This window comes from Candidatus Skiveiella danica, assembly GCF_022705245.1.
GTDB lineage: Bacteria > Pseudomonadota > Gammaproteobacteria > Burkholderiales > Burkholderiaceae_C > Skiveiella > Skiveiella danica.
Genome location: NZ_JAKJEW010000039.1, coordinates 21,145 through 31,936 on the forward strand (window position 1 = coordinate 21,145; position 10,792 = coordinate 31,936).

The following is a 10,792-nucleotide window of genomic DNA, read 5'->3' on the forward strand; positions in this document are numbered from 1 at the left end:
GTAGCCGGCCACCCTGCAGGCAGCGGTGGGTTCCCGTACCATGTGCGGCCATGGAATTGATCAACATCAACGGCACAAATCTCGAAGTCCGCCGCATCGAGGCCGCAGGGGCGGCCGCAGACCGCGCCCCGCTGGTCTTCCTGCACGAAGGCCTGGGATCGGTGGCCATGTGGCGCGACTGGCCCGATCAGCTCTGCGCAGCGACGGGCCGCGCAGGCGTGGTGATCTCGCGCCGCGGCTATGGGCGCTCCGACGCGATTCCTGATGTGCTTGGCGCGCCCGCCCTGCGCGACGGGCGACCGTCCGGGCGCCTGCAGCCCGACTACATGCACCGCGAGGCCTGGGAGGTGCTCCCCCCTTTGCTCGCCCACCTGAACATCGGCCAGCCGGTGCTCGTCGGCCATTCGGATGGCGGCACCATCGCCCTGCTGCACGCCAGCCGCCACCCGGTGGCCGCCTGCGTCGTGATGGCCCCGCATGTGATCGTGGAAGACCTCTCGATCGCCGCCATCACGCAGGCGCGCGACGCCTTCCAGAGAGGTAGCCTGCGCGAGCGGCTTGCGCGCTTTCATGCCGACGTGGACGGCGCCTTCTGGCAATGGAACGACATCTGGCTCAGCGAGGATTTCCGCGCCTTTGACATCCGCGCGCAGTGCCGTCATATCACCGCGCCGCTGCTGGCGATTCAGGGGGTGGACGACCCCTACGGCACGATGGCGCAGATCGACCAGATCGCGGCCCATGCGCCCCATACACGCCTGCTCAAGTTGCCGGATTGCGGGCATTCGCCGCACAAGGATCAGCCGCTGGCCGTCAACACCGCGATCGGAGAGTTTCTGGCCCATCTTCCGTAGCATGGCCCTGCCAACACAAAAGAAGTCCATACGCAGTCCATTCGAAGCTGATGGCCCCGATATAGATCAGGTCGGGTTTCTCAGGGCGCGGCAAGATGCTGCAATAGACTTTGAGTCGATGCAGAAGTCGCTCAAGCTCAATGCGGCGCTTGTGCATCTCACCCGCCTAACTCTGTTGCTCGATGCGGGTCTTCACCAGCGATACAGCCGGTACAAATCCCAGCTCGAATGCCGAAAGCAGATTGGCGGGACACGCCACCTGAAGCGATTCTCTGCCACATGGAGGATGGCATTCAAGACATTCAGATTCGAAAGACTGACACTGTCCAACTGCACCGGCAGACAGCGCTCGCTAGGGATGAATCGGATTTGAGTGACCTCCATGTTTGAAATCGCTCTCCAGATGCCGGATAAACGCCATCTATCCATGTGCATCAACATGACCTTATCCGCATCGCTGTCAGCGTTCTATCATCAAGGGCAATTATTTGTATCGACTTCCGAGGAAAAACGCCAATGTCCATCACCGTCCCCGTCCATCTGGGCTACGAGTTTGAAGTCAAGGCCAAGGCCGCCGAGGTGTTTGCGGTGCTTGCCGACGTTCCGAAGTCCGCCAGCCACTTCCCCAAGGTACACAGCCTCACCGACCTGGGCGATGGCGCCTACCAGTGGGACATGGAAAAGGTGGGCACCGAGCACATCAACATCCACACCGTCTACGCCAGCAAGTACGTCAGCAACAAGGCCAAAGGCCGGGTGGAGTGGACGCCGGTGGAAGGCATCGGCAACGCGCTGGTGAGCGGCTCCTGGAAGATCAAGGACAACAAGAAGTCCACCCATGTCGAGCTGGACATCCACGCCGAGGTTCACGTGCCGCTGCCGCACCTGATGCACGCCCTGGTGGAGCCGATGATCCACCACGAATTCACCCACCTGGTCGAGACCTACATCGACAACCTGATCCAGACCTTCGGCGGCGAGGTTTGAACCCCAAACGGGGCGCGGTGAAGTTGTCCCTGCCGACGCTGGACAAAGCTGTGGATAAGCCGGGGCAAGGTCTGTATCCCCCTGCCAAGCCCTTGATTTCAAAGACCTTTCGACGCCCTGCCCGGTTTTTGGGCAGCTCACCGAGGCCTTCGCCCGCATGACCGCCTCTTGGTACGACCGCCACATCCTGCCCTGGGCGCTGGACATCGCCTGCGGCCTGCGCGCCGTGGAGCGCCAGCGCCGCAAGGTGGTGCCGCTCGCCCACGGCCGCGTACTGGAGGTAGGCATCGGCACCGGGCTGAACATGGCCTGGTACGACCCGGTGCGCGTGAGCCGCATCACCGGCCTGGACCCGGCCTTGGACCTGCACCCGCGCGCGCAGCGCCGCATCCAGGCCACCGGCCTGCCGGTGGAGCTGGTCGGCCTGTCGGCCGAGCAGATTCCGCGGCCCGACGCCAGCTTTGACACCGTGGTGATGACCTACACCCTGTGCACCATCCCCGACCCGGTGGCCGCCCTGCGCGAGATGCGCCGCGTGCTGGTGCCCGGCGGTCGCCTCCTGTTCTGCGAACACGGCCGTGCGCCCGATGCCGGCGTGGCCCGCTGGCAGGACCGCCTGCAACCCCTGTGGGGCCGCCTGGCCGGCGGCTGCCACCTGAACCGCGACATCCCCGCCCTTCTGCAGGCCGGCGGCTTCGCATGCCCCGACCTGCAGACCCGCTACTTGCCCGGGCCGCGGGTGATGACGTTCAACTACTGGGGCCAGGCTCTCGCGGCGTGACATCCGCGCGCTGCCCCTTGCGCTCGCGCGCACGGGCGTCCTTCTTCGCGGCACGTTCGGCTTCGCGCTGGTCGGCTTCTACCACCCACGTGGCGAATTCTTCGGGCGTCTCCAGCGTGATGCGGCCCAGGGTGGCGCTGCGGAATTCGTGCATCACGATCTCGGCCGCCTTCTGCAGGTTGACGCGCCCGCGCCCCTGCAACGCGCCGCGCTGGCGGCCGACTTCGGCCAGCAGGTCTTCGTCGGCCATCGCGGCCACACCCGAGAGGCGAAAGCGCGCCTCCAGCAGCGCGGGGTAGCGCCGCTTCAGCACCGCCAGCAGCTCCAGCGCCACCTCTTCGTCGTCGTAGGCGTTGCGCCCCACGGCGCCGCTGGCCGCCAGGAAGTAGCCGCTTTGCGCCACGGTGATGCGCGGCCACAGCATGCCGGGCGTGTCATAGAGGTAAAAGTCGTCGGCCAGGGTGATGCGCTGCTCGGCCTTGGTGATGCCGGCCTCGTCGCCGGTCTTGGCGGCCTTGCGGCCGGTGAGCGTGTTGATCAGCGTGGACTTGCCCACGTTGGGCACGCCGCAGATCAGCACGCGCATGGGCTTGGCCAGCCCGCCGCGGTTGGGCGCCAGGGCGTGGCAGGCGTCGATGAGGGCGCGCGCGGGCGCGGCCACGCTGGCGTCCAGCCCGATGGCGCGGGTTCCGGGCAGGCCGTTGTAGTGGGCCAGCCAGGCGGCGGTGAGCGCGGGGTCGGCCACGTCCTGCTTGTTCAGCACCTTCAGCGAGGGCCGGCCCCCGGTCAGCTCGGACAGCAGCGGGTTGGCGCTGGAGCCGGGCAGGCGCGCGTCGAGCAGCTCGATCACCGCGTCGATGTCCTTGATGCGCTCGGCGATGGCCTTGCGGGTCAGGTGCATGTGACCGGGAAACCACTGGATGGCCATCGGGGAGTTCTTTCGTTCAGGCGGGGTTGCAGTGTGGATGGGCGAGCCGGATTGTGAACCCATTGGCTGCGGCCTGCGCCGGCGGCCCGTGTCATGATCCACGCCATGCCCCGGAAACCGACCTCAACCCCACGCAGCCTGGCGAGCACAGAGTGGCTGCACAAAGGCCTCATGTTGCTATTCATCGGTCTGGCCGTGCTCGTCGGCCCCGTGTTCATGTCGCCCTCGGCTCTGCGCGACACCGTGGCCGCGTCGTCGCCTGTGGGATGGTTTGCGGTGGTGCTCGGTGGCGCTTTTGTCCTGCTGCATGCACGGCGCCGCCTGGTCGATCGCAGGCGATGAAGTTGGTATCTTTTTCATAGCACTGTACGACCAAAGCACGCTGGGAAGATGCCTGAAACGCCTGATTTTCCCGCCTTGACGGCATCCGATGGCAACGAACCGCCGCCCGAAGGTGCGCGGTTCAGCCCAGCCGCCGAGCGCAACCGTCAGCCCATCCTGGACGCCCTGCGTCAGGTGCTGCCCATGCAGGGCCATGCGCTTGAAATCGCCAGCGGCACCGGACAACACGCGGCCTGGTTCGCCGCCGGCCTGCCGGGCTGGGCCTGGCAACCCAGTGATGCACAGCCCGATGCCTTCGGTTCGGTGGCCGCCTGGTGCGCCCAGGCCGGCGTGGCCAATGTGCGCGAACCGGTGCTGCTGGATGTGCTGGCGACTCAATGGCCGAGCGCCGGGCCGGCGTTCACCACCCTGTTTGATGCGCTGTACTGCGCCAACATGCTCCACATCTCGCCCTGGGCCACCTGCGCGGCACTGATGCAGGGCGCAGCGCGCCACCTGGCGCCGCAGGGTGTGCTGATCCTGTACGGCCCCTATCTCGAACGGGACGTCCCGACCTCGCCCGGCAATCGTGCCTTTGACGACAGCCTGCGCCAGACTGATCCGGCCTGGGGCCTGCGCCAGCTCGACGACGTTCTGGCGCAGGCCGCGCAAGCGGGCTTGCACCTTCGGCTGCGCATCACGATGCCCGCGAACAACTTGCTGCTGGTATTGGGCCGCAAGCTGGCGTCGGCGGCGCGGGCGGCTTGAGACTGTCATCCCGGCAACAAATCTGCGGGTATTTGCCGGGTCTGTGCGTCAGAAAGCCGTCAGTCCATGCGTCTGCAATCAACGCCTGCATTCAAACACCCCACCGGAAGCACCTGATGAACCTCCCCCACGTCACCGCAAACCTGCGCAACATTCTGGTGGGCGTCGCCACTGCGCTGCTGGCCAGCACCTCATCACTGGCCGAACCCGGTGTCACCAACGACGCCATCACCCTGGGCCAGAGCACTGCACTCAGCGGACCCTTGGGCGACCTCGGGCAGGAGGTGCTCAAGGGATCGAAGGCCTACTTTGACGCCCTCAACGCGAGAGGCGGCATCAACGGCCGCAAGATCGTTCTGATCTCCAAGGATGACGCCTACGATCCGAAAAAGACCGTTGAAAACGTCGAGGCCTTCATTGCCGGCGGCGAGACCTTCGCGCTGTTCGGCACCTTCGGAACGCCGAACAACGAGGCCCTGATCCCTGTGGCGTTGAAGGCTGGCATGCCGGTGCTGATGCCCTACACCGGCGCGCCGTCCATCCGCAAACCTGAACTGGTGGGCGTGTTCAACCTGCGCGCCAGCTACGCCGACGAGGCGGAAAAGCTGATCCAGCACCTGACAACCATCGGCTTCAAGAAGATCGGCATTGCCTACCAGAACAACAGTTTCGGCAAGGAAGTGCTGACCGCTGCCACCGCCGCTTTGGAGCAGCGCCAGCTCAAACCGGTGGCGGCCGTATCGGTCGAGAACAATGCCAGCGACGCGGCGGCGGCCGCCACCAAGCTGCTCGCGGCCCAACCTGATGCCCTGGTGCTGGGCCTGGCCGGAAAGCCGACCATCGAGGTCATCAAGAACGTGAACCAGTCGCGCAAGGGATTGCAGATGTACGCCCTCTCGGTGCTGGCCACCGTGGGCAACCTGAAGGCGCTGGGCAACGACGGCAGCGGCGTGGCCATCAGCCAGGTGGTGCCGTTTCCGAGCAACACCGTCATGCCCCTGGTGCGCGACTATCAGCAAGCGATGAAGGCCGCGGGCGTCAACGAGTTCTCGCACCTGAGCCTGGAGGGCTATCTCAATGCCCGCGTCGTGGCTGAAGGCATCCGCCGCGCCGGGCGCAACCTGTCCCGCGAGTCGCTGATCACCTCCCTTCAGTCGATCAATCGAATGGACATGGGCGGCATGGAGATCGGTTTCGGCAAAGGCGCGTCCAGCGCCTCCAAATTTGTGGAGCTGACCGTGATCAACAGCCAGGGGCGGCTCGTCAAGTAGCGCGTAGCCCGCAGGTGCCGCGGTGGCAGAATGACACCGCATGGTCACCCTGCCCATCATCGATCCCTACCGCGCCGTTCCATCGAGCCTGCCGCGGCCGTTCGCCGGTCGGGACGGTTCTGGCGACGGCCGCAAGACCGGCACCACTTCGACGAAGAAGCGGCAAGGCCGCCCAGCGTGACGGGATCGAATGTCCACGCTTGAACTGCAGCCGATGGCCTTGCCCGCGCGCGGCCGGCCCTCGGCGCCCGCCCTGCTGGTGGCTGCGGCCGTGCACCTGGTCCTGCTGTGGGCCCTGTTGCAGTCGCCGCCGGTGGAGCGCGCAGCGCGACAGGTGATCTACCAGATCCTGCAGCCCGTCACGCGCCCGGTCATCCGACCACCACCGCCTGAAAAGCCGCCAGTGGCTCCGCCACAGGCCTTGCGTGTCGAGCCGGTGCGCCCACCTGCACCGAAGGTCGAACCGCCCGTCCAGGCCATCACCCGGCCCGTTGCACCACCGGAGGAACCGGTCAACCCACGCAGGCCCAAGCGAGCTGAAACGCTGCCGCCGCAACCCGCTCAAGCCCAGGAACCCAAGCCGCCATCCCCCGAACCGGTCGAGGCGCCGAAACCACCCGCCCTGCCCGCGGAACCACCACCCGAACCCGCCCCTGCACCCAAACCGGTGCCGGCTGAACCGGCTCCGCCACCTGTGCCCGTTCCCCCACCAGCACCAGCACCAGCACCAGCACCAGCACCAGCACCAGCACCAGCTCCAGCACCAGCTCCAGCTCCAGCACCAGCACCAGCACCAGCACCAGCACCAGCTCCAGCACCAGCACCAGCACCAGCTCCAGCTCCAGCACCAGCTCCAGCTCCAGCTCCAGCTCCAGCTCCAGCTCCAGCTCCAGCTCCAGCTCCAGCTCCAGCTCCAGCTCCAGCTCCAGCTCCCGCTCGCCCCGTCGCGATCACGCCCGCACCCATCACAGCAGCGCCGCCAGCTCCGGCCGCCGGCGGTGGTTCGGGGCCGCCCGGCGCAGCCGGTCTGAACCTGCAGCCGCCCGGTTACCCCTATCTCATGCGCCGCGCGCCGGGCCAGCGCAGCTTGGCCGACATGGCCAACGAGCAGTTGAATGCGGGCAAGTACCGCGACAAGCTGGCCGACGGCATGGCGGGCGCGGCGACACCCGACTGCCTGCGACCATCCGGCGAAAAGGAAGTCCTGACCGGACTTATGGCCGCACCCCTCATCGCCCAGCGCGCGCTTCAGGAAAAATGCAAATGAACTCCACCCCCCACACTCCTTCCCCATCCGCTACGAAAGCTGTCGAATCCCCTATGCCCGATCCTGACCGTCGTACACCAGCACGGCTCCTCGCGTTGACCCTGGCTTTCGGTCTGCTCGGCGCCGCCTGCGGCCTTTCGCACGCCCAGGCGGCGCCCGAACGCTCGTCCGCTTCTGCCCCGTCGTCAGCGCCGGTCGCTATCGCCGCCCCGGCGCTGACGCCATCGCGCGACCTGCCGTTGATCCGCCCGCCATCGACCGAATCGCCAGCCGCCCCCTATGGGCTGCAGGCCGTCTGGGAACAGGGCGACCCGGTTGCGCGTGCCACCTTGCTCATCCTGCTGATCATGTCGATGGCGAGTTGGTACGTGCTGGTGCGCAAACTGATCGAGCAGGCGCGCATGCGCCGATTGGCCCGAAGCGCCACAGCCTCCCTTACCGATGCGAAAAGCCTGCGCGAAGCCGCCAACCTGCTGCAGCCGGGCAGCCCGTTCCGTTTCATCGCCGAATCGTCAATGGCCTCCTTGCAGCAACACGACACCGTGGCGGCGCAGGTTGACCTGAACATGTGGCTCACGCAGAACATCGAGCGCTCGGTAGCCACCGTGCAGAGCCGCAGCCAGGACGGGCTCGCGGTGCTGGCCACCGTCGGGGCAACCGCCCCGTTCGTCGGCCTGTTTGGCACGGTCTGGGGCATCTACCACGCGCTGGTCAAGATCGGCGCATCAGGACAGGCCTCGATCGACCGGGTGGCGGGGCCGGTTGGAGAGGCCCTGATCATGACCGCCATCGGGCTGGCCGTTGCGGTGCCCGCGGTGCTGGCCTACAACTGGCTCGTGCGGCGTAACCGACTGGCCATGGAGGATGTGCGCGGGTTCGGGTCCGACCTGCACACCCGGTTGCTGGCAGCAGCCAGCGCCAGAGTCGGCGAAACCGGCAAGCCGCCAAAGGCCTGAGACATGGCGATCGGCTTCTTCAAAGGCGGGCGTGACGAGGACGCGCTGCTGGCCGACATCAACACCACGCCGCTGGTGGACGTGATGCTGGTGCTGCTGATCATCTTTCTGATCACCATCCCTGCCGTGCACACCTCGGTGGCGGTCAGCCTGCCGCGACAGGCCAACCAGGTGCGCGAGACGCGGCCGGAAAACGTCGTCGTCTCGGTGGATGCCACCGGCGCCACCTACTGGGGCGACCAGCGCCTGCCCGACGCGCGTGCCCTGCAGGAGCGGCTCCAGGCCGCGGCGCGCCAGCAGCCGCAACCCGAGGTGCATATCCGTGGCGACGCCCGGGCCGATTTTGAAGCGGTGGGCCGCGTGGTGTATGCCTGCCAGACGGCCGGCATCACCCGCATCGGCTTCATCACCGAGCCGCCAGCGGCCGGAGCGAGGTAGGCATGGCCATCACGTACCACGATCCGCAGCCTGGGGACGAGCCCTCGGTCATGGCGGAGATGAACATCACGCCGCTGATCGACGTGATGCTGGTGCTGCTGGTGATGTTGATCATCACGATCCCGATCCAGCTGCATGCGGTCAATGTCGAGATGCCCGTGGGCCCGCCCCCGCCCGTGATCGTGGAGCCGGTGGTGGTGGTGATCGGCATTTCTGCCGGTGACCGGCTGAGCTGGAATGGCGAACCATTGCCTGATCAGGTCACGCTGCTCAAGCGGCTGCAGGACGCGGCAAATCAGGCCGATCCGCCGGAAGTGCATGTGCAACCCGACCGCATGGCCCGCTACGACAGCGTTGCAGCGGTGCTCTCCACCTCCCAGCGGGTGGGTCTGCCGAAGGTTGGCGTGGTGGGCCTGGAGCAGTTTGCGCCTTAGGCGGGACCGGCCAAGGGTTCGCGAGGGTCCTGTGCCTCGTTCGCGGCGCAGGCCCTGGCCTGCGCTTCTTCCTTCAGGCTGGCCAGCGCATGCGCGACCACCCCATGTGCGCCCACCGGCCGTAACCACTGGTGGGCAACCAGACGCCCACAGCTGCGCCGGGTCATGGAGTGGGGACGCCCGCCACGGCTGATGAACATGAACAAGGTGCCGCGCGCGCTGGCCCAGACCAGTTGCGCGCGCATCCAGCGCTGGCGCGAGTACAGGTTGACCCAACAGCCGGTGGACAGCCCGTCCAGCACCGCCTCAACGCGCTGGTCGTGGAAGTCCGGGCCGTCATCATGGCCCTCGGCGTGACCCTCAGGGTGCCCTTCGGCCGTCCCCGCCATCGGGAGCGGCACCGGCACGCCAGGCGCCGGCTGCGCATGGTCACCCACGGCATTCGCGGCCTCCAGTTCGGCGGGGCCGGACGACAGCGTGTCTTCGAAGCCAGCGTCCTCCTGGACGGCCGGTGCCAGCCAGGGCTGGGCCGCGGCCTTGGGCACGCGCTGCTCGGGGCTGGCCGGCATCAGGTCAGGCTCCAGCGGCATGGCGCCCGACTCCTGGGCATCGCGCTCGGATTTCATCCGGCGCAAGCGCAGCACGGGGCCGTGCAGCCGCATCAGCACGTCCATGAAGGCCTCGCGCTCGCGCGCGCCCTGGCCGATCAGGTCCAGCCCGCTGTTGATCCTGCGCAGCATGCCCGGTATCATGTCCATCAGCTTGGCCGGCTGGCGCAGCGTGAAATCGCGTTTGACGCTCCAGACCAGGTCAGAGACCACGAGGCCGTAGCCGCGCGGATCGATCTGGCGGTCGCGGTCCACCAGCCGGGCATGGGCCATCGCCAGCGCCCACGGCCCGTAAAGGAAATCGAGCACCGGACCGGGAACCTTGTCCAGATCCGGCCGGGAGCTCATGTCGTAGGCGATCTGATCGGCCAGCCCTTGGCGCTCCTCGGCGAAACGCAGGCCATGCAGCAGCTCGTGCTGGCGGGCTTCTTCCTCGCTGTCGCGCTGGTTCCAGTCGTCCTCCAGCACGGCCAGCGCGCTGTTGAAAGGCTGCGCGCTGTCGATCTTCAGTGCGTTGAGGCTGGTGAAGGACTTGCGGACCGATTCGAAGAACGACTGGAACTCGGAGCTTTCGGTGTCCTCGTACTTGAAGCTGCGCTGGGCCACCCGCTCCATCAGCCGGCGCCCGGGGTGGGTCTCCTCGCTGAAGAAGCGCGGGTCGACCATGGCCAGGCGCAGCAGCGAAGGCTCCAGCGCCACGATGGATTCGCGCACCGGCACCAGCAGCCGCGGGTCCTGCGCCACCTGGTTCACCAGCTTGCGCACCACCTCCAGGCCGAGCACCTGCCCGACATGGGTGGCCTCTTTCTTCAGCTCGGCGCGCACCAGGCGGCGCGCCGTGGACTGGGCGTACGCGCCCCAGGCTTCGGGATTCAGCGGGCTTTGGCCGTCGACTCGCCGCTGCGGGTCCAGCGAGGGCGCCGGCCCCTCCGGGGCCGCCGCGGTCTGCGCCCGAAGCTGGGCCAGCTCCTGGTCGATGCGGGCATAGTAGGACTCGGCCAGCCGGGTGTCATGGTCGACCCCGTGGACCAGGAAGTCCTCGTACAGACTGGCGCTGACCTCCAGCGGACCCTGCCCACGCGGGTAGCCCTGTCCGTAGCCCTGTGCGAAGGCCGATTCGGAGCCCTCCAGCGGATCCATCGGCGCGGCTTCGTAGCGGCCATCGCCGCCCGGGTCGCC

14 protein-coding genes are annotated in these 10,792 nt (G+C 67.2%); 11 read left to right on the plus strand and 3 right to left on the minus strand.

Going from position 1 to position 10,792, the window contains the following annotated elements:
• Nucleotides 1-50 precede the first annotated feature (50 nt).
• The 3 genes from ACMUOY_RS17565 (at nucleotide 51) to ACMUOY_RS17575 (ending at nucleotide 2,622) form a co-directional block, all read left to right on the plus strand.
• Nucleotides 51-854: an alpha/beta fold hydrolase gene (locus ACMUOY_RS17565; protein WP_413894034.1), complete on the plus strand. Its 804-nt coding sequence runs from the start codon at nucleotides 51-53 to the stop codon at nucleotides 852-854.
• Nucleotides 855-1,370: 516 nt separating this feature from the next.
• Entirely contained in the window at nucleotides 1,371-1,841 is a 471-nt protein-coding gene (locus ACMUOY_RS17570; protein ID WP_413894035.1) for an SRPBCC family protein, read from the plus strand.
• Between the two features lie 157 nt (nucleotides 1,842-1,998).
• The gene (locus ACMUOY_RS17575; protein ID WP_413894036.1) at nucleotides 1,999-2,622 is read left to right on the plus strand and encodes a class I SAM-dependent methyltransferase; all 624 of its coding nucleotides are present in this window, start codon (nucleotides 1,999-2,001) and stop codon (nucleotides 2,620-2,622) included.
• Here ACMUOY_RS17575 and ylqF read toward each other — a convergent pair.
• Nucleotides 2,591-3,550, minus strand: coding sequence for a ribosome biogenesis GTPase YlqF (gene ylqF / locus ACMUOY_RS17580; RefSeq protein ID WP_413894037.1), 960 nt, complete (start codon nucleotides 3,548-3,550; stop codon nucleotides 2,591-2,593). The two genes, ACMUOY_RS17575 and ylqF, sit on opposite strands and share 32 nt — an antisense overlap.
• A 171-nt stretch (nucleotides 3,551-3,721) precedes the next feature.
• Between ylqF and ACMUOY_RS17585 the strand changes: the two genes are divergently transcribed.
• The 4 genes from ACMUOY_RS17585 (at nucleotide 3,722) to ACMUOY_RS17600 (ending at nucleotide 6,091) form a co-directional block, all read left to right on the plus strand.
• Nucleotides 3,722-3,892 (plus strand): hypothetical protein, encoded by a 171-nt coding sequence (locus ACMUOY_RS17585; protein ID WP_413894038.1) that lies wholly within the window; start codon nucleotides 3,722-3,724, stop codon nucleotides 3,890-3,892.
• Nucleotides 3,893-3,967: 75 nt separating this feature from the next.
• Entirely contained in the window at nucleotides 3,968-4,639 is a 672-nt protein-coding gene (locus tag ACMUOY_RS17590) for a DUF938 domain-containing protein (RefSeq protein ID WP_413894039.1), read from the plus strand.
• 116 nt (nucleotides 4,640-4,755) lie between these two features.
• On the plus strand, nucleotides 4,756-5,910 hold the full coding sequence (locus ACMUOY_RS17595; protein WP_413894040.1) for an ABC transporter substrate-binding protein: 1,155 nt from the start codon (nucleotides 4,756-4,758) through the stop codon (nucleotides 5,908-5,910).
• 40 nt (nucleotides 5,911-5,950) lie between these two features.
• A complete protein-coding gene (locus tag ACMUOY_RS17600) occupies nucleotides 5,951-6,091 on the plus strand; it encodes a hypothetical protein (protein WP_413894041.1) in 141 nt (46 codons plus the stop codon).
• 331 nt (nucleotides 6,092-6,422) lie between these two features.
• Here ACMUOY_RS17600 and ACMUOY_RS17605 read toward each other — a convergent pair whose 3' ends face one another.
• Entirely contained in the window at nucleotides 6,423-6,758 is a 336-nt protein-coding gene (locus ACMUOY_RS17605; protein ID WP_413894042.1) for a hypothetical protein, read from the minus strand.
• 212 nt (nucleotides 6,759-6,970) lie between these two features.
• Between ACMUOY_RS17605 and ACMUOY_RS17610 the strand changes: the two genes are divergently transcribed.
• From ACMUOY_RS17610 to ACMUOY_RS17625, 4 genes are read left to right on the plus strand one after another with little or no spacing between them, the layout of a single operon-like run.
• Nucleotides 6,971-7,177, plus strand: a complete 207-nt coding sequence (locus ACMUOY_RS17610; RefSeq protein ID WP_413894043.1) for a hypothetical protein — start codon at nucleotides 6,971-6,973, stop codon at nucleotides 7,175-7,177.
• 53 nt (nucleotides 7,178-7,230) lie between these two features.
• Nucleotides 7,231-8,133 carry a MotA/TolQ/ExbB proton channel family protein gene (locus ACMUOY_RS17615; RefSeq protein ID WP_413894044.1) on the plus strand — a complete coding sequence of 301 codons (903 nt, stop codon included), beginning with the start codon at nucleotides 7,231-7,233 and terminating at the stop codon, nucleotides 8,131-8,133.
• A gap of 3 nt (nucleotides 8,134-8,136) precedes the next feature.
• On the plus strand, nucleotides 8,137-8,571 hold the full coding sequence (locus ACMUOY_RS17620; protein WP_413894045.1) for an ExbD/TolR family protein: 435 nt from the start codon (nucleotides 8,137-8,139) through the stop codon (nucleotides 8,569-8,571).
• A 2-nt stretch (nucleotides 8,572-8,573) separates the two neighbouring features.
• Complete coding sequence (locus ACMUOY_RS17625; protein ID WP_413894046.1) at nucleotides 8,574-9,005, plus strand: ExbD/TolR family protein; 432 nt, start codon at nucleotides 8,574-8,576, stop codon at nucleotides 9,003-9,005.
• Here ACMUOY_RS17625 and ACMUOY_RS17630 read toward each other — a convergent pair.
• Nucleotides 9,002-10,792: DUF1631 family protein (locus ACMUOY_RS17630; protein ID WP_413894047.1), on the minus strand; the 1,791-nt coding region annotated here is incomplete at its 5' end. The genes ACMUOY_RS17625 and ACMUOY_RS17630 overlap by 4 nt on opposite strands.